This window comes from Anaerocolumna sp. AGMB13020 (genome assembly GCF_033100115.1).
In the GTDB taxonomy this organism is placed as follows: domain Bacteria; phylum Bacillota; class Clostridia; order Lachnospirales; family Lachnospiraceae; genus Anaerocolumna.
Genome location: NZ_CP136910.1, coordinates 3961649 through 3979909, shown reverse-complemented (window position 1 = coordinate 3979909; position 18261 = coordinate 3961649). Strand labels below are relative to the sequence as shown.

Below are 18261 nucleotides of genomic sequence, written 5' to 3'. Positions count from 1 at the left end.
TTCCATTACCTGTAGTACTATTGATAATCTATCTAAAGCTCTTTCGAATAATTCTTAAAGCATACTGTTATCAAAGGATATTTCATCTTTAGGCCTGTTATTAAGTGCCTCCATCAGCTGAAAATTCAATTGGAGCTGTTTGATCTCCTCTGTTAATTTAATGTTTTCTGATTTCAGGCTAAGGAGTTCCATAAACACTGGATCGGGAAGATGTATCTGATCCATATCTTCTCTCGGAACCTTCATATTATCCCGTTTTACTACATGTCCGGGCACGCCTACAACTGTAGAATTTGGCGGCACCTCTGATAATACAACAGAACCTGCTCCAATTTTGGAGTTCTCACCTACGGTAAAAGAACCGAGTATCTTAGCACCGGCACTTATCATGACATTATTTCCGATGGTTGGATGCCTTTTTCCCTTTTCTTTCCCGGTACCCCCCAGTGTCACGCCCTGGTATAAAGTAACATTATCTCCTATAATAGCGGTTTCACCTATGACCACACCGTGACCATGATCAATGAACAGCCCTTTTCCAATAGTTGCACCGGGATGTATCTCGATACCTGTCTTCCTGGCTGTTCTTTGTGAATACCATCTGGCCAGGAAATAATGTTTATGCTTATAGAGTTTATTTGCTATACGGTATCTTATAATTGCTTTAAAGCTTGGATACAGGAATACCTCCAGAGGTGTACGGATGGCGGGATCTCTCTCTTTGATTATTTCAATTTCACTTTTAATATATTTTATGATACCCATTTGCTTCCTCCTTTTCAATACCTTATAATAGAAACTCTAACTATCTGTTGTACTATCTATGTAGAACAAAGTACCATTACTGTCAGAACCCATCCTAGTCAAAGAACCATATACGTGAGAATCCTCCGTAAGCCTAAATTTGAATCCATCTGATAAACTTATTATGCATTAAATATTATATTCTAAAACAAAAGAAAAAGTCTCAACTGAGCTTTTTATGTTACCAGGCGAAATTCCAGCCAATAAAAAAACTTCGTCTCTAATTAGAGACGAAGTTATTCCGCGGTTCCACTCTATTATGCAGCTTATATATATTCTGCACACTTAATCGGATAACGGCCTATACCGGACTAAGCTAAACCCATGGTCTCACCTAATCAGCTCCCAGATGCACTTTATCCGAAATCAGGTAAAGGATGCTTTCAGCCGGTGACATCCTATCTCTGCTGCCTTCCTACGGATTACTTTTCTGTTCATAGCTTTTTTTCTATATTTAATAGCTAATATTTGTTTCATTAATCTATATACCATTCTATGCAAAAGCGGTAAAAATGTCAATTGCAATTATACAACATCATTAATAAAAACATCTTTATACAGGTTTATTTTCGAAAGGAGCTTCATAACCTCCTCCTTCTTCTCACTCTGTATCAGCGCTTTTGTTTCCTGAACACCTAACTGCCCGTAGAACAGACTTGTAAGGTCTCCGATATCTCCGTACAGATGAGGTGTTTCTTCTGAATCAACAACACAACCGCCATCTTCATTAAGTGTCAGCAGCATTTTTTTGTTGTTACAGGTAATTCTGTCATCTTTGGCTTCTATTATAAGGGCAACTTCTTCGGAAGCCGTTAACCCTTCCAGAAAAACCTTTAAGTTCACAATACGTATCATAATGGATGGTTTAAAGGGCTCAACCTTCTCTCTTAAATGAGAAGAAAATTCTTGGTAAAGGCATTGAAAGACTTCTTTTTCAAAATCCGGCTCATAAAGACATTCTGCAATTTGCAGGCCATCTTCTAACATATATGCCGCATAACCTACAGGTATTCCATCCTTTTTGATAACTGCGATGCTACCCTGTCCGCTTTCCATTTCAATTAAAAGCTTCTCATAATACTTTCTGCTTCTTAAGACATAATATTTATGGTATTTCTTAAGCAGTTCCTCGGTAAATTCAGTAAGTATTCTTCTTTCCTCCAGGTCCGACATTCCCAGCTTCACCACTTGGATTTCTGTATTCTCTTTGCCATTCTGACCATATTGCTTCATTTTACGGATCCAGTCTTCCTGAAAATAAACGCTTCTGAATTCATAGGGATAGTAGATACTCTCTGCCGCCGGCATCAGGTAGGTAAATGGTTTTTCCTCCTGATACATTGCATCCAGGGCTTCCTTTATCAATAATCCCATATAACCCTTTCTTCTTTCCTCCGCTTTTGTAGCCACACCTACGATATAATCTGCTTTTACCTCTACCTCCCAGATTTCGAAGGTATATGGATTAAGATGAAGCATGGAACATAACTTGTCCCCTTTGTAGAGAGTAAAGATGCGATTATAGGGAACTACCCACTCAAAATAAAAGTCTGTATAGGAGATTGAATCCCCGAAGCATTCCTGCCACAGCCGGTAAACATCCTCTCTGACATTTTCATTTCCGTCTTCTTTTGCTTCCTCCAGAGAAGTATATATTTTGTACTCCATTCTTCACCTGCTTTCCCTGCAACGGTATCTTAAACAAATCTCTTATTTGTTCTTCGAGCAACCGCTGCAGCCACTGCACCCACCACTGCTTTCCTCACCAAATACCCTGGTTCTCTCATCATAACGGTAGTCTGCAACTGAAGTTAACAGACATATGGAATTACTGGAGATTCCCTGACCTTCTCCGGTAAATCCAAGTCCTTCTTCTGTGGTAGCTTTAATGTTAATCTGATTTATTTCTATTCCAAGTACTTTGGATATATTCTCTCTCATCGCTTCAATATGAGGAGCCATTTTGGGCTGCTGTGCAATAATTGTTGCATCAATATTCTCAATGAGATAAAAATTCTCCTCCAGTAACTCTTTCACCCGCGCCAAAAGCTCCAGACTGGAAGCTCCCTTATATTTGGACTCCGTATCCGGAAAATGCTTTCCAATGTCTCCCAAAGCTGCTGCACCTAAGAGACTATCCATAATTGCATGGGTTAATACATCTGCATCAGAATGTCCTAAAAGTCCTCTTTCATAAGGAATTTTAACGCCTCCGATGATTAAGTCACGGCCTTCAACCAGCCTGTGAACATCATAGCCTGATCCTATTCTCATATCTATCTGATTGCACCTAAACGTTAAGAAAACGCCTGGTGCAATTACTCCTTTATATATTTTGTATTATTTATATTACAAAAAAAGACTGTCAGTAAGACAATCTTTTTAATAGCGAAGGACGGATTTGAACCGCCGACACTGCGGGTATGAACCGCATGCTCTAGCCAACTGAGCTACTTCGCCATATATGAGCAAATGCCTTCAGTCTATAAACATTATGATTATGACTTAAATTTTCTTTGCTTTTTCATAAAAATGGGACCTATAGGGCTCGAACCTATGACCCTCTGCTTGTAAGGCAGATGCTCTCCCAGCTGAGCTAAGATCCCATTCGTACATGTCTCTCAACAGGTACTTTTATATTATATTTGGACAGGCTTATTTTGTCAAGCACTTTTTATCTGTTTTGTTCTAAAAATTAAAAAAATTTAAAACTTGCGGCGAAGCAGACTCTATTATAATTCAATTATTTCTCCAGATCCGAGGGTCCAAAACCTAAAGGCAGCAATTCCTCCAAAGTATACAGCCAATAATCATGCTCTGATTTCGCAAGAATTATAAGAAAATTCTTCGGATTACAGAATTCCATCATGACCTGTCTGCATACACCACAGGGTGAACAGTAATCGGTCAGCACCCCATTCTTGCCACCAACTATGGCTATTGCCATGAATTCTTTCTCTCCTTCACTTACTGCCTTAAAAAATGCTGTTCTTTCAGCACAATTCGTTGGAGTAAAGGAAGCATTCTCTATGTTACAGCCTTTATACACTTTCAGACTCTTAGACAAAAGAGCCGCACCTACTTTGAATCCTGAGTAAGGGGTATAAGAATAATTCAAACTATCAATTGCTTCTCTTATAAGCATCTTGCAGGTATCTGCATTAATAACTCCCGCTATTTCCTTCTTATCCGCTGGGACAAGCTGTCCTTCATGCCTGCAGGCAAGTTCATTTCCTTCCTTTGTGTTATTATGTTCTCCCATGGAATCATCTCCTTGATTGCATTTTTGTGGTCGTTCTAAAAGTTGAACTAATTATATATAGAAAAAACAAAATTCCACTTATAAGCTAATTTTATCATCAAATAATTCATTAATCAATAAATATTCTTGCAATATAAATAAAACAAGTATAGGATATATAAGAAAACATTTTTAACCGTTATGGACAGAAAAATACCTTATTTATTAATTATATAGAATGTTGACGCTAAAAATGTATGGAATTTAAATTACAGATTATAATATTTTGCAAAAGACCTTGAAATCCTACTATTCCAATGTTAATATAGGGTATAGTAACTTATCATGAAGGAGGTACCTATGAAAATATCAACAAAAGGCCGCTATGCTCTGCGCCTTATGCTGGATCTGGCTCTTCATAATACTGGTGAATACGTGACAATCAAGAGCATTTCTGCTAGACAGGAAATCTCAGATAAATATTTGGAACAGATTATTACTCAACTCAGCCGAGCCGGTTTTGTAAAAAGTATTCGCGGTGCACAGGGAGGTTATCGTCTTGCCAAAGCTCCTGAAGAATATACTGTAGGCAGTATTTTACGGCTTATCGAAGGAAGCCTTGCTCCAGTAAGTTGTTTGGAGGATGATGCAGACCCCTGTACCAGAAGCGGACAATGTGCAACCCTGGACGTATGGAAACAGATGTATGAAGCCATCAATAATGTCGTTGATAATATTACTCTGGCAGATCTTGTGGATAAGCAGAACAGTATGACAGGTAATGATTATATAATTTAACCTACTTATTGTAAACCAGCTTGCGTTATATCACACCGTTCTCTTGCATACCGCAACCCTTTGCAGTATACTCTGAAAACAGGTTAAATGGATACAACGATATGTATTTTTTACAATTAATTATAAGGTGGATTTAAGTCTTATCTGCTTCCAAATATAAAAAACCTTAAGATAAATCAGTATTTTATATTTGGAAGCAGTTAACAGCTTAAATCAGCTTATATATAACTCGCAGTTAATAATGAATTCATTTCGCTATCTCAAATGTCTTTACTGTTAACTGCGTGTTTCATATTATAAACAATAATGAAAGGTGGAGTTTTATGTCAGAAAAGCGCAAATATCATTTTGAAACCCTGCAGCTTCATGTTGGCCAGGAGAATCCCGACCCCGCTACTGATGCTCGTTGTGTACCCATCTACCAGACCTCATCCTATGTCTTTGCAGATGCAAAGCAGGCAGCCGGAAGATTCGGTCTGTCAGAAGGAGGGAATATCTATACCCGTCTTATGAATCCTACCTCAGATGTATTCGAGCAGAGAATTGCTGCACTTGAAGGAGGGATTGCCGCACTTGCAACAGCTTCCGGATCTGCTGCCATTCATTATGCTATCACAAACATAGCCCATGCCGGAGACCATATTGTATCTGCAGTGACTATTTATGGCGGTACCTATAACTTATTCGCACATACCCTTGAAGAATCCGGTATTACCACAACCTTTGTGGACCCTGATGAAAAGGACGGTTTTGCCAAAGCCATTAGACCGAATACAAAAGCTATCTTTATTGAAAGCCTTGGCAATCCCAATTCCAATATTATTGACATTGCCGCCATTGCCAAGGTAGCTCACGATAACCAGATTCCTTTAATCGTTGATAACACCTTTGCTACACCTTATCTCCTCCGCCCCATTGAATATGGTGCCGATGTAGTAGTCCATTCAGCAACCAAATTCATCGGAGGACACGGAACCTCTATCGGTGGTGTGATTATCGACTCCGGTAAGTTTGACTGGGAAGCTTCCGGTAAATTCCCTTATCTTACAGAACCTAACCCCAGCTACCATGGCGTAGTATTCACCCAAGCAGTAGGTGCCGCTGCCTATGTTACAAAGATTCGAGTTACCCTTATGAGAGATACCGGAGCATGCATCAGTCCCTTTAACTCCTTCCTCTTCCTGCAGGGACTTGAGACCCTTTCCCTCCGTGTGGAACGCCACGTGGAAAATACATTAAAAATTGTTGAGTTCCTGGCAAAGCATCCAAAGGTAGAAAAGGTAAATCATCCTTCTCTTAAGGATAATCCTTACCACGATCTATACAATCAGTATTTCCCTAATGGTGGAAGTTCTATCTTCACCTTTGAAATCAAAGGCGGTGCAAAAGAAGCTACTGAGTTCATTGATAAGTTGGAAATCTTCTCTCTCCTTGCCAATGTTGCAGATGTAAAATCACTGGTAATCCATCCTGCCAGCACTACTCACTCCCAGATGAATGAAGAAGAGCTGCTAGCATCGGGTATCAAACCGAATTCCATTCGTCTTTCTATTGGAACGGAACACGTAGAGGATTTGATCTACGATTTAAACCAGGCTTTCGGTGAGTAATACGCTATAATCCAGTTATGTATAGAACAAGATGCATCGTAAGATGAATAATAATACTATATGACTGCAGCACTACCCATCTTTCCCGATAGTAATTTATATTCAGCTTTCGGTAACATGAAATTAACGAAAATAAAATGGCTCTGTGTCAATAGTTGGGGTGGGATTCTTTGAATCCCGCTCCATTGCTATATTTAGAGCTATTTTGGTAATTACATCTATAATTGATGTTTCTGGGCATGCCAAATAAGCCTCTTAATTTTACGTCGTCCAATCTAATCAAATAGAGCAGTGTATTATTCTTGTCCGAAAACGTTTGAAGTTTCGGACTCCAAAAGATATTCTCTTGAGCACCTTGATTTTATTATTATAGCCTTCGGTGGGGCCATTCGTGTATTTATACTTGAGGGCATTTAGTATTCCTTCTGACCAGTTTCGGTATGTCTTTGCACATTCTTCAAATTCCGGAATTCCTGATTTTTCAGCTGCCTTAACCCAATCCCAGAAAGCTGTTCGCTGATAGGAATATTTCTCGTTCTGGCAAATATCATAGAACCATTCCTTTAGAAAATGGGCTTTCCTTAGATCATCATTATAAAGTAGCATGAGATCACAGGCCTTTTTGTTCTCTTCCTTTAGTTTTTTATAACGAGTTAAAATTAGCCTACGGCTTCTCTTATAGTACTTTCTTAAGTTTGCAGGCATTGTTTTTTGGAGCCTTTTTCTGACGTTTTCAATGGCCCATGTAACGTATCTTATGAAATGATATTTATCAATGATAATGATTGCGTTGGGGAAGTATGCCTTTGCCAGATTTACATAAGGTTCCCACATATCACAAACGAAGAATTTTACGCGGTAGCGTTCCGCGCGATTCATTTCTCTGAAATAGGAACTTAAGTGGCTCTGCGTTCTGTCTGGTAAGATGTCTAATATACGATGTTTTCTGGCATCTGTAAGAATGCATTGATATTTACCGGCATCCGTATTTCCCTTAAATTCATCAATGGATATGCATTCTGGAAGAGAGGGGGCAGGATAACTAACGGTGTCCAAAAGCCTAGTAACAGTACTTACCGATACATTCGTAGCTTCCGCAACGGACTTGATACTTACGAGATTTCTGAGCTGGTCAATAATCTTATAGGAGAGCCGTAAAGTACGCCGTTGATAAGAAGGAAGAAAAGGATATTTTTCAGTAAACTTTTTTCCACACTTACAAACATATCGCCTTTTCTTAAGGACTAAGTATGTATCTTTCATCTGAAAAGGGAGATCCTTAATATGCTGGTAACGGTAATCGTGAATGCGTTTGGTTTGATTACCGCAGGATGGGCAAGTCTGAAAGGAAGGATTAGTCTCAATAAATACCCTAACATGGTGATCACCATGAACAATTTTTTTAATAAAAATATCTTCTAAATTTAAAAGATTCTTGGTACAATTAGAGTGCATCTATATAAAACCTCCTTTTAAAATGTGTGTTTTGGACGACGTTCATTCTATAAGAGGCTTTGTATAGATGTATTTTAATATAAACTTAACAATGTTGGAAGTATGTGAACTGACCCCCAAAAGTTAGACCTAAAAATCTAACGATTGGGAGGTCAGTTTTTTCATGGCAAAATATAGTTTTGAATTTAAGAAACAAATAGTTGAAGAGTATCTTAAACAACAGGGCGGAGTTGATTTTTTAGCTAAGAAATATGGATTTTCTTCAAATACACCAATACGTAAATGGGTAAATGCGTATAAAGAATTAGGTAATAGAGGATTAATGCGTTCTAGGAAAAACGAAACATATGCTTTTGAATTTAAACTTCATGTGGTAGAGTTATATTTATCAACAGAGGTCTCTTATCAGGAGTTGGCTCTATCAGTTGGCTTAAACAATCCACCTTTAATTACTAAGTGGGTAAATGATTTTAGAATTGCTGGTCCTGATGCTTTACGAACCAAACGAAAGGGGCGGCGTTCCAAAGTGTCTGAGCCAAAAGAAAGCAAATCTACAAATATCGAAGCTACAAGCAATAATTCTGAGTATTTAAAAAAACTTGAAGATGAAAATCTCAAGTTAAGAATAGAGAATACCTATTTAAAAGAACTGAGGAGGCTGCGTTTAGAGGAGGAAGCTCTTCTGAAAAAACAGCGAGAATCATCCACAGCCTCCGAGGAGACTTCAAACTAAAAGATATTCTCGCATTCACAGGTTTTCCTAAAGCGACCTATATGTACTGGCAAAAACGCTTTGATAGAGAAAAGCCAAATAAGGATCTCGAACAACGAATCCTTGAAATTAGAAAGGAAAATAAGGATTTCGGCTATCGTCGGATTTATGGAGAATTAAGAAAACAGAGACTCGTTGTAAACAAGAAATGTGTTCAACGAATTGTTCAGAAGCTAGGTCTTCAAGTTACTTCGTTTACCAGGAAAAGTCGTAAATACAGTTCTTATAAAGGCAAGGTGGGTAAGGTTGCTCCTAATAGAATTCATAGGAGGTTTGAAACTCATATTCCACACCAAAAGATTACAACAGACACCTCTGAATTTAAGTATTATGATATAGATGATAAAGGACGAATAATTATCAAGAAACTCTATCTGGATCCATTTATGGATATGTGTAATAGAGAAATAATTAGCTATGGTGTTTCACAACGACCATCTGCCGAGAATATAATGAATGCTTTAAATGAAGCCATTAAAATTACAAGCGATTGTAAGTACAGGCGTACATTTCATTCGGATCAAGGATGGGCTTACCAGATGAAGGCTTATAGTTATACTCTGAAAGAAAATAAAGTCTTCCAAAGTATGTCCCGGAAAGGAAACTGTCATGATAATTCTGTTATGGAAAATTTCTTTGGAATTATGAAACAGGAGATGTATTATGGTATGATTTATTACAGCTATGAGCACCTAAAAGGGACAATAGACAAATACATAAAGTATTATAACGAGAAACGAATTAAAGAGAAACTAGGATGGATGAGCCCTGTGGAATACAGGCTTAGCCTCACGGCTGCATAAATAATTGCGTAGCAATTATAAACTACTACGCAATAAAGTCTAACTTATTGGGGTCACATCAATATTTTTCAACATACCCCAACATTTATTATAGAACCAATAAAATTTAGTAACGAAAAAAGGTGTAAGGTTCATTGATTCCTTACACCTTTATAATATACTTAAGTACTTCATAAAAATAAAAACTTCCATATAAGTACATATATTTTACAGTACTTTTGTTTTGTAATTTCCAATGAAGTTAACGATTTCTACAACAGTTTTTACTAAAATGGCAGCGGCTTTTAATTATACAATTATTCTGACCCACTATCTTCTGCTTGAACCATTATTTATTTCTTCGGTGTTATATCGATTTCCTTATCTTCTACGGTATCATACAGATATATTTTACTACCGTCTAATGCCACATAAAATACTCCTGCCAAAGTATTTTTTGCATCCCCTTTTTCATGGACATTAATACCATAGCATTCATTCCCTTTAATATTAGAAGGCCAGTCATCATAGATGATAACATATTCCTTCAATTCCTTGGATAATTGAAGGGTTTTATGAGGTATCTCACTTAACAGCTTAAGGGCCTGCTCTTTCCCGATTCCCTTATCCTCCGTACTTTCCTCCTGACCTTCCGTAGAACCTGCCTTATTATATAATGGATGTTCCGTAAATGGTGCTGTCGTTCCATCGCTATTATAACAGAGTACTTCACCATTTAATTTATCCACGATGATATTAGGTTCAATTACATTTACACCGTCGCTCACTTCAAAGATATAATATAATCTGTCACTTACATTCAAATGATCGTCCAGTAATTCAAAGTAATAGTTTTCCTCTCCCAAGATAGCTTCTATTTTTTCTATAGCCTGCTGGTCAGTAAGCTCTTCTCCCTCTTCTTCCTCCGGTTCTTCCGTAACTGCAGGAGTCGGTGAAACTTCCGGAGTTGCCTCGATTGTAGGGCTTGGTGTCACTGTAACTACTACCGGTTCTTCTTCCTTTTTATCCTTACGGCAGGACATCAACAGAACACCTGCCATGGCTATGCATACTAAAAGAATGATTCTTCTTGTTTTCATTCTACTTTCCTCCAATCTTTCTGCAACAGGAAACTGTTTCTATTGCTTTATAAGTTGAATATTTTTGTTTTCTCTTTGTCTTCATGCCTTTATATCTTTACTCCCAGACTTCTCAGATCCCTGAGTGCCTGCTCATGCTCTGTTACCAACACAGTGTGAAAGCCAAACTTTTTAGCGCCTTCCAGATTCGCTTTCGAATCATCCAGAAATACTGCCTCCGCAGGCTCAAAACCATATTTGGCTATTAGGAATTCGTAAATCTCAGGCTCTGGTTTTATGTATTTTACTTCGTAGGAAATAACTCCACCGTCTGCTTCCGGTATAAAGGTAAAATGTTCTTTCGCATAGGCAAAATTTCTTTCACCATAATTGGAGAGCAAATAAACCTTGTAACCATTATTCTTAAGTTTTCTGATAAACTCCTTTGCATAAGGAAACTCAATTACCGTTTTTGTGATATCTTCAAACAGCTTCTTTATTTCCGTTTCCACAGAAGGGTCTAATTCGCAACATGCTCTGATTATCTCAGCTTCAGGAAGTGCACCTCTATCCTGCTCTCCCCAATAACGGGAGAGTACGGTGGCTTTCGCCACCTTCTCTCTTGTAATTGTATCATAACCGCAGTCTCTCAGATAATCTTCCCATCGAAAGGCTGCAAGTACCTGCCCGATATCCAACACAACCGTATTTATCATTCTGCTCTCCTCTCTTTGTTACAGAGCGTTAAAGGACCTCATTTTTTGTAGGATAAATACAATATACTTTAAGTATGTGGTTACTTTATATAGTAGCAGAGCACTTACTTCAGTTTTTCTATGAGACCCTTTTCTGTCAGCTTGTAGAGCTTCTCCGCAACTTCCTCCATATACTTTCTATCATGGGTAACGCTTATAATTGCACCTTTGTAGGAGGCCAGCACTCCTCTGATTACCGGATTGGAAAGGGGGCTTAGATTTCTGGTGGGCTCATCAAGTATCAGAACCTCAACACCTTCCAATATCATCTTTAACAGAATAAGCTTTGCCTTCTGTCCTCCGCTTAATTCACCAATTGTGTGTTCCATTTCATCTCTGGTGAATTTCATGCCTCCCATATAAGTGAAGGCTTTGGTAATATCCTCTTTTTGTCCGCTGGTGGTAAGGAATTCAATAGGAGTCTTCTTGTAATCTAATACCTCTTCATAATTCTGAGGCATATACGCAGCCTTAATATCCGTTCTATTAAGGAGCTCTGCAGCAATCTTACGAAGCAGAGTAGTCTTACCGGTACCATTATCACCAATGATAGCAATATGCTCCGGTCCCATTACACGAAGGTATATATCCTGGGACAGAATTCTCTCCTCTGTTCCTTCTCCTACCTTTAGCTCTCCCAGTTTGAACTCGATAATTCGTTTTCCTCTTGGAATCTTAATGGTATCCGGAAAATCATAGAGAATGGCATCTTCCGTATCCGGTATTTCGAGAAAATCATCTTTCTCTTTCTCATAACGTTTTTCCTGAGACTTAAGACTCTTAATCTTCTTCTTAAGCAGTCTGCCTCCGGCTGGATTTGCCCTGGTTATGGCATTTTGCTGGTGCTCAACTTTATCATAGATCTGACGGAAGCGATCCATTTTATCCTCATACTCTTCTCTTTGTTTCCTCGCAGTCATTTCCTGCTTTGCCAGAGAAGAGGATCTCTGATTTTTATATTCATCATAGGACATATAGCTAACAGAATAATGAGGTTCCGTCTTTCTCTTCAACTGCTCTAAATGAATTATAACATTAGCAGTATGTTCTATCAAGGTTTCATCATGAGATACATAAAGAACCGGCTTATCTGTCCGGTTAATAAAATCCTCCAGCCAGGTAAGTGATCCTATGTCAAGATCATTGGTCGGCTCATCCAATAGAAGTACATCCGGTTCATCTGCCAGTAATTTTAGTAACTGCAGTTTTACCCTCTCACCTCCGGACAAGTTCTTTATGGGGTCTTCCGATGCTATCATTACCGGGTCAGGATTAAAAGCCCAGATATTTTCATCCCGGATACTATAAATATCAACCTCTTTCAAATACTCAGCCGGACTCATCTTGAGCCATTCTTCATCAGCTTCCTGCTTTAGATACCCGCACCTGACACCAGAAGTTACCTGTCCGGTATAATCACAATAATCCTCAATGAGTGTCTTGTCATAAATAAACTTTAATAAAGTACTCTTACCATTCCCCTCTTCCCCTATGATTACAGCTTTCTGTCCACGGTTCAGGGTAAAATTAAACTCCTTGATAATACATCTGTTATCTTCTCGGTTTGTTATCGTTACATTTCTTATATCCAACATACACATTCTCCTCTCAAATCCAACAATATAAGTTGATATTTTTTTCCGGTCATACTACTTGATTAAATGACTGTTCCTATTGGGAAGATGCAAAAACCTACTTCAACTTATCGTTTAATGTGCACTTCAATTATTTTTGGGCAATAAAAAAACATCTTCCCTCCGGAAAATGTTCACTAGCTGAGTGATTCAATTATTATAATATCCTTACCTGCAATAAGGTATACTAATGCCCTTGAAGCATCGGCACTGATTGTGAGAGCTGTTAAGCTGAGGAAACAATAATTATCAGACGGTCATAAACATTCCGTATAAAAAGTCATTATTCAATTGGCTGTGATTGAATGTTCTATTCATTTCTCTTTTACACGGAATACTCTCTGACAGAGGTATTCTTATCCTTTCTGAAATTGTTCCAGTAACTTACAACAAAAGTATTGTAGCATAGGGAGAGGTTTTAGTCAAATGTTTATTTTCATTTGATAAATCAGTGGCAGGATTCGGGCGGGTTGGGGGGGGTTGGGGACGGACGATGATTTTGAGTACTGTTTGTGCGTTTTGTTGTTCGTGGTTCCTTATTCCACTAAAGTGCCAGCAACTGCTCAGGACAGGTGAAATTGTGCCAAACTCGCTGTGACCTTATATAAATATATTTTGTTAGTGCGCTCAGACAGTGGCACAATTTAACCTATACGCAGTTTCTGCCACTTAAGTGTCATAAGGAACCTCTCAATACAAAACTCCCAAACAGTACTCAAAATCATCTGCTTATCTTTCCATTGCTACTTTATTTTATAATAGATTTGGACATTTATCGTTGTATCTTGAAACTTCTCGTCTGATAGTTCTTGAATATATTCCAAAGAGTTCAGGTAAAATACACAAAGCAGAAAGAACGAATGCGCCTATGGAAAGGCATTAGATGTCCTTGTCTCTGAAAATATTGTGCTATATTATAAATCAGATTGTTTGAGCGCAGCGAGTTATCTGTTTTATAATATGTCAAGCACAAAATTTTCAGAGACTAGGACTTCTTATGCCTTGGAATTGAAGCATAAGTTTTTTCTGCTTTGCGTATTTTACCGTCCCCTTGCCAAAATCCAGATTGAACCCTTAATCCTTACCCTTACCCATTAATATTCCATAAATTCACTTATACTTATTATTTATCCATGCTTTACAGTATACAATCTAAAGTCATATGGTAATAATTCAATACTTTCACCAAGGATTACCTCACTTGCACTTATAGGATCCAGACAAACCAATCCGATTAATTCTTGCGGCAGACTTAATAGCTCGGAGGTTTCTTCCTTGTGGAGCACTACATAGAGGGTTTCCGTAGGCGTAGTTTTTTTATAGATTATAGTATCTGCAGAAGCGTTTCCTTCAATCCATTGGAAGTTTTCCGTACGAAAGCTTTCTTTTTCTTTCCTCAGGCGAATCAGGATTCTGATCAAAGTATAAAGTTCTTTATTCTGCCGTTCTTCCTCCCAGATCATACACTGCCTGTTACTGTGCTCTCCGCCTCCCATTCCGATTTCACTTCCATAATAGATACAGGGGGTTCCAGGGTAAGTCATCAGGAATATGTATGCCAGCTTTGCTATGTCCTGATTACCCTTAACTACATGCAGTATGCGTTCGGTGTCATGACTGTCCAGAAGGTTATAGAGGTTATTGGTTACATGCTTGGGATAAGCTGTCAAGAGACTGCTGATGGCTTCTTTGAATTCCTTGGCATGGAGCTTCAAAGCTCCTTTTTCCTCTGTTCCAAAGAAATTCCAGACCGGAGCGGTAAATTCATAGTTCATTACACCGTCAAACTGGTCTCCCTGGAGCCATGGATAGGAATTATCCCAATTTTCCCCCAAAATATATACCTCGGGATCAATGGTTTTTATTTTCTTCCGGAATGCCCGCCAGAAATCATGGGAAATCTCGTTTGATACATCCAGTCTCCAAGCATCTATGTGATATTCATTTATCCAATAAGCTGCCACATCAAGAAGATATTCCCGGGCTATAGGATTTCCGGTATTCCACTTTGGCATAGTCTGAGCATAGGCAAAAGTCCGATAGTTCAGTTCTTCTTTGGGGCAGTCCTGAGGCTGACCATTTCTTAGTTCTCCGGTATAATATGGTTTTTCCGGATCAAGGATATAAAAGCAGTCGTAGTACCTGGAGTTTATTCCATTCTTTAATACGTCCTGCCAGAATGGATGGTGAAAGCCGCAATGGTTAAATACTGCATCCAGCATTATCTTTATGCCACGTTTATGGGCTTCCTCTACCAGTAGACCAAATGTTTCATTATCTCCGAAATCAGGATCTATAGTATAATAGTCTGTTGTATCATATTTATGTGAGCTTGGGGACTTAAAAATGGGATTTAAATAAATGCCAGTAAATCCGGTATCCTTTATATAATCAAGCTTTTCTATTATTCCTGCCAGATTTCCTCCGAATTTCTTGTCATAGCCGTCAAGGGCATCACTTCCCCAAGGCAGGACATCTCTTTCATCCCCAGGAGTTCCATTACAGAACCGCTCCGGAAATATCTGATACCATACGGTTTCCGTCACCCATTCCGGTGCTTTGTATAAGTCCTCCTCATTAATGTATGGATAATTATAATAGTTGCTTAAGTTGTAGAGCACCTCGTCTTCTTCGGAATAGGGTATGCGGCTACGGCTTCCGATCTGGTATTTTTCGGTATCATTGCTGATTACAAAGCAATATTTTGTCCTCTTCCAGTTGATGTCAGGTATTTCAGCAAACCAACAGTCATGGTTTGCGGTCACCTGCTCTTTTACCATAGCAATATGTTTCACTGAGCTTTTATCAAAGTCATATATCGGTGTACCATCCCCTCTGGGAATCCAGTTAAAGGGATCTACTGCCAGCACTTTGGCTTCTTTTACTTCTCCTCGGGCCGTTTTCAGCCTGAGATGCAGCGTATTCTCATCATAGGCATAGGACAGTGCGCTTTTGGGGTCATGTATAAGGGCTGAAAATAACATAGCACTTTCCTCACTTTTCATTGTTTTCTTGTACCCGGTCTTATTCACTGGCAACCAGGGCATCAAAATCCTTCTGTGCCTTTTGGGCTCCCTCTTCCGGTGTCAGAGTTCCATCAAATACAGCACTTAATACACTTTGGGCAATCGTCCAGTAATATGATATCCTCTTGGTGCTAGGCATTGGAACAGATTTGGTGAATTCCTCGCAAAATACTCTTAACTGTTCGTCATCTTTTAAGCCTTCTACTTTTATAATATCTTTGTTGGCCGTAATCTTATAGGATTTACTATATAAAAGTGCTGCCGCATCATCACTGGTCAAAAAGGTTGCAAATAATTCTGCTGCATTGGGATATTTCGTATATGCTGATACATAAGCATTCTGAACTGCACTGAAGGATCTCATGGGTTTTCCGTCCAAGGTTGGCAGTACTGTTACTCCAAAATCAATGTTTTCTTCCTTTAAGGATTTAATCAGCCAGGGTCCGATAGGATAATATGCTGTTTTTCCGTCTTTGAAATTCTGCTCTAATAGTGACATGGTTTCCATTTTCAAGTCATCTGCTTTAATAGGAATAATCTCTTTTAAAGATGCTATTGTCTCCAGCCCTTTGAGGAATTCAGGTGTATCAAATCCCGGATTATCTCCCTCCGAACCGTCAGCTCCAAAAAGTTGGAAACCATAGAGACTAAGAAAAGGAAATGCCGGATAACCATCTGTAGGAACTGTCAGGTACCAGAATTTATTCTCTCCTGCATTATTATACGCTAAAGCTTCTTCTCTAATCTGCTCAAAGGTGGAAGCCGGTTCTCCTGTTACCAGCGCTTTATTATAAAGCAATGCATACGTTTCGATTGAAACCGGGATACCATAGATTTTACCTTCTGAGGTTACCGTTTTAACAGCAGTTTCGTTTATTTTATCCTTTACGACAGCGGACGCTGTTTCACTGAATTCTGCTAAAATCCCTGCATCTTTAGCCGTTGCAAAGGAATCATGTGCAGCCATGAATATATCCGCACCATTACCGGAAGGTCCGTCTAACATCATCTTATTAACAGAATCCAGTCCATTCTCTTGAACTTCAACCGTTACCCCGTATTTTTCCTCAAATAATTCAGCTACTGCTTTACCATACTCCAGGTAACCAGACAAAGTCCAAAAGTTCAGCTTAGCGCCTTCTTCCGGTATGATTTCCCCGCCCCCCTGAACTTCGGGGGCTTGTGTACCTTTTGCGTCTGTCTGATTCTCCGAACCGTTAACTGACTGACCCCCTGTCTCGTTTACTTCTTGTTCCGTCGGAATGTTTCTGCTGCAGCCACCGAATACTCCCGCAAGCATCACTGCTACCAGTAAAATACTAAGGATTTTTCTTAATTTCATATTTTCCTCCATTCTCCCGCCAAAGGCGGCACAAAATCTGCTTCTCTTATTTTTTTCTTTTTATAGAACTTTCAGATTATCAGCCTTTGTCAGCTCCCGCTGAAACCCCTTGTACCAGATATTTCTGAAAGATTATAAATATGATTGTAATAGGGACTGCTATTAAGACAGCACCTGAGGCGAATACCGTAAAGTTGATGCTCTCTTTTCCGTTTATCAGCGCAAAGAGTCCAACTGCAAGCGTCCTGCTCCTGTCCCCTGACAGTAGGATGTTTGGCAGGATATAATCCATCCACGGCAGCATAAACTGAGATACTGCGCAATAGGTAATGATTGGTTTTGACATGGGAAGGATAACTTTTCGAAAGGTTTGAAACCTGGTACAGCCATCCATATAAGCCGCTTCATCAATAGCCTTTGGCACCCCGTCTAAGTATCCTTTAACCAGCCAGGTATTGTACGGTATCGCTCCCACTGCATATACAATAATCAGGGATATGGATTTCCCCACTAATCCCAAAGTGAGAAACAAGGTGTAGATTGCCGTCATGGACAAGAAGGTAGGAAACATGGATAAGATCATAATTGCCATTAATCCTGCTTTACGGCCTCTGAACAGGAATCTGGACATTATCCAGGCAGTTATCATAATTAACAGTACGGACAATACCATATTGGCTAATGCAATTTTAAAGGTATTATAGAACCATAAAAAATAACTGGTTTCTGAAAACAGCCGGTTATAGTTATCAAGTGTCAATCCCTTCAAGTTTATTGCAACCGGCGGTCCGCTGCCTCTTTGAAAGGAGGACAGTATAATCCACATAACCGGAATCAGAACGATAAAAGACATCAGGATAAGTTCCGCATGCAATAAAAATACAGTAAGCTTTTTCTTCATTCTTATACCCCTTGCATACCACAAGTTCGCTTGCAGTACTGCCACAAATAAAAGGATGAAAA

The 18261-nt window shown here is 38.9% G+C and carries 14 protein-coding genes, 2 tRNA genes and 1 other annotated feature; of the genes, 3 read left to right on the top strand and 13 right to left on the bottom strand.

The window, feature by feature from the left end; all coding sequences use genetic code 11:
- Positions 1-54 precede the first annotated feature (54 nt).
- From epsC to R2R35_RS16460, 6 genes are all read right to left on the bottom strand, one after another.
- A complete protein-coding gene (epsC, locus tag R2R35_RS16485; protein WP_317730929.1) occupies positions 55-765 on the bottom strand; it encodes a serine O-acetyltransferase EpsC in 711 nt (236 codons plus the stop codon).
- A 262-nt stretch (positions 766-1027) separates the two neighbouring features.
- Positions 1028-1251 (bottom strand) — a binding site (T-box leader).
- A 78-nt stretch (positions 1252-1329) separates the two neighbouring features.
- A complete protein-coding gene (locus R2R35_RS16480) occupies positions 1330-2472 on the bottom strand; it encodes a GNAT family N-acetyltransferase (RefSeq protein ID WP_317730928.1) in 1143 nt (380 codons plus the stop codon).
- A gap of 42 nt (positions 2473-2514) precedes the next feature.
- Complete coding sequence (gene ispF / locus R2R35_RS16475; RefSeq protein WP_317730927.1) at positions 2515-3078, bottom strand: 2-C-methyl-D-erythritol 2,4-cyclodiphosphate synthase; 564 nt, start codon at positions 3076-3078, stop codon at positions 2515-2517.
- A 112-nt stretch (positions 3079-3190) separates the two neighbouring features.
- Positions 3191-3264: transfer RNA gene (locus R2R35_RS16470), tRNA-Met, on the bottom strand.
- A gap of 73 nt (positions 3265-3337) precedes the next feature.
- Positions 3338-3410: transfer RNA gene (locus R2R35_RS16465), tRNA-Val, on the bottom strand.
- Positions 3411-3547: 137 nt separating this feature from the next.
- The gene (locus R2R35_RS16460; RefSeq protein ID WP_317730926.1) at positions 3548-4066 is read right to left on the bottom strand and encodes a cytidine deaminase; all 519 of its coding nucleotides are present in this window, start codon (positions 4064-4066) and stop codon (positions 3548-3550) included.
- A gap of 339 nt (positions 4067-4405) precedes the next feature.
- On the opposite strand from R2R35_RS16460, the gene R2R35_RS16455 reads away from it, so the two are divergent.
- Both R2R35_RS16455 and R2R35_RS16450 read left to right on the top strand, forming a co-directional pair.
- Positions 4406-4843, top strand: a complete 438-nt coding sequence (locus R2R35_RS16455) for an RrF2 family transcriptional regulator (RefSeq protein ID WP_317730925.1) — start codon at positions 4406-4408, stop codon at positions 4841-4843.
- A gap of 323 nt (positions 4844-5166) precedes the next feature.
- Positions 5167-6453 carry an O-acetylhomoserine aminocarboxypropyltransferase/cysteine synthase family protein gene (locus R2R35_RS16450; RefSeq protein WP_317730924.1) on the top strand — a complete coding sequence of 429 codons (1287 nt, stop codon included), beginning with the start codon at positions 5167-5169 and terminating at the stop codon, positions 6451-6453.
- Positions 6454-6732: 279 nt separating this feature from the next.
- Here the strand turns inward: R2R35_RS16450 and R2R35_RS16445 are convergent, their stop codons facing one another.
- Positions 6733-7908: an ISL3 family transposase gene (locus R2R35_RS16445; protein WP_317730923.1), complete on the bottom strand. Its 1176-nt coding sequence runs from the start codon at positions 7906-7908 to the stop codon at positions 6733-6735.
- 163 nt (positions 7909-8071) lie between these two features.
- On the opposite strand from R2R35_RS16445, the gene R2R35_RS16440 reads away from it, so the two are divergent.
- Positions 8072-9483, top strand: a protein-coding gene (locus tag R2R35_RS16440) for an IS3 family transposase (RefSeq protein ID WP_317730922.1) whose coding sequence is annotated in 2 segments (ribosomal slippage) — positions 8072-8549 and positions 8549-9483 — 1413 coding nt in all. Because the reading frame shifts where the segments join, the coding sequence is not laid out codon by codon here.
- A gap of 332 nt (positions 9484-9815) precedes the next feature.
- Here the strand turns inward: R2R35_RS16440 and R2R35_RS16435 are convergent.
- The 6 genes from R2R35_RS16435 to R2R35_RS16410 all read right to left on the bottom strand — a co-directional run bounded on the left by R2R35_RS16435 (position 9816) and on the right by R2R35_RS16410 (position 18199).
- The gene (locus R2R35_RS16435; protein WP_317730921.1) at positions 9816-10562 is read right to left on the bottom strand and encodes a hypothetical protein; all 747 of its coding nucleotides are present in this window, start codon (positions 10560-10562) and stop codon (positions 9816-9818) included.
- Between the two features lie 89 nt (positions 10563-10651).
- Positions 10652-11257 (bottom strand): HAD family hydrolase, encoded by a 606-nt coding sequence (locus tag R2R35_RS16430; RefSeq protein WP_317730920.1) that lies wholly within the window; start codon positions 11255-11257, stop codon positions 10652-10654.
- Positions 11258-11361: 104 nt separating this feature from the next.
- On the bottom strand, positions 11362-12891 hold the full coding sequence (locus tag R2R35_RS16425) for an ATP-binding cassette domain-containing protein (protein ID WP_317730919.1): 1530 nt from the start codon (positions 12889-12891) through the stop codon (positions 11362-11364).
- A gap of 1166 nt (positions 12892-14057) precedes the next feature.
- Positions 14058-15977 (bottom strand): glycoside hydrolase family 13 protein, encoded by a 1920-nt coding sequence (locus R2R35_RS16420; protein ID WP_317730917.1) that lies wholly within the window; start codon positions 15975-15977, stop codon positions 14058-14060.
- Positions 15955-17298: a sugar ABC transporter substrate-binding protein gene (locus tag R2R35_RS16415; protein WP_317730916.1), complete on the bottom strand. Its 1344-nt coding sequence runs from the start codon at positions 17296-17298 to the stop codon at positions 15955-15957. The genes R2R35_RS16420 and R2R35_RS16415 overlap by 23 nt, the downstream gene beginning before the upstream one ends.
- A gap of 79 nt (positions 17299-17377) precedes the next feature.
- Positions 17378-18199 carry a sugar ABC transporter permease gene (locus tag R2R35_RS16410; RefSeq protein ID WP_317730915.1) on the bottom strand — a complete coding sequence of 274 codons (822 nt, stop codon included), beginning with the start codon at positions 18197-18199 and terminating at the stop codon, positions 17378-17380.
- Positions 18200-18261: the final 62 nt, after the last annotated feature.

Bases quoted from the DNA above. Each gene is read 5' to 3' on its own strand.
- epsC (WP_317730929.1), bottom strand. From the start codon at position 765: ATGGGTATCATAAAATATATTAAAAGTGAAATTGAAATAATCAAAGAG.
- R2R35_RS16415 (WP_317730916.1), bottom strand. From the start codon at position 17,298: ATGAAATTAAGAAAAATCCTTAGTATTTTACTGGTAGCAGTGATGCTT.
- R2R35_RS16435 (WP_317730921.1), bottom strand. From the start codon at position 10,562: ATGAAAACAAGAAGAATCATTCTTTTAGTATGCATAGCCATGGCAGGT.
- ispF (WP_317730927.1), bottom strand. From the start codon at position 3,078: ATGAGAATAGGATCAGGCTATGATGTTCACAGGCTGGTTGAAGGCCGT.
- R2R35_RS16460 (WP_317730926.1), bottom strand. From the start codon at position 4,066: ATGGGAGAACATAATAACACAAAGGAAGGAAATGAACTTGCCTGCAGG.
- R2R35_RS16425 (WP_317730919.1), bottom strand. From the start codon at position 12,891: ATGTTGGATATAAGAAATGTAACGATAACAAACCGAGAAGATAACAGA.
- R2R35_RS16450 (WP_317730924.1), top strand. From the start codon at position 5,167: ATGTCAGAAAAGCGCAAATATCATTTTGAAACCCTGCAGCTTCATGTT.
- R2R35_RS16430 (WP_317730920.1), bottom strand. From the start codon at position 11,257: ATGATAAATACGGTTGTGTTGGATATCGGGCAGGTACTTGCAGCCTTT.
- R2R35_RS16445 (WP_317730923.1), bottom strand. From the start codon at position 7,908: ATGCACTCTAATTGTACCAAGAATCTTTTAAATTTAGAAGATATTTTT.
- R2R35_RS16455 (WP_317730925.1), top strand. From the start codon at position 4,406: ATGAAAATATCAACAAAAGGCCGCTATGCTCTGCGCCTTATGCTGGAT.
- R2R35_RS16410 (WP_317730915.1), bottom strand. From the start codon at position 18,199: ATGAAGAAAAAGCTTACTGTATTTTTATTGCATGCGGAACTTATCCTG.
- R2R35_RS16420 (WP_317730917.1), bottom strand. From the start codon at position 15,977: ATGCCCTGGTTGCCAGTGAATAAGACCGGGTACAAGAAAACAATGAAA.
- R2R35_RS16480 (WP_317730928.1), bottom strand. From the start codon at position 2,472: ATGGAGTACAAAATATATACTTCTCTGGAGGAAGCAAAAGAAGACGGA.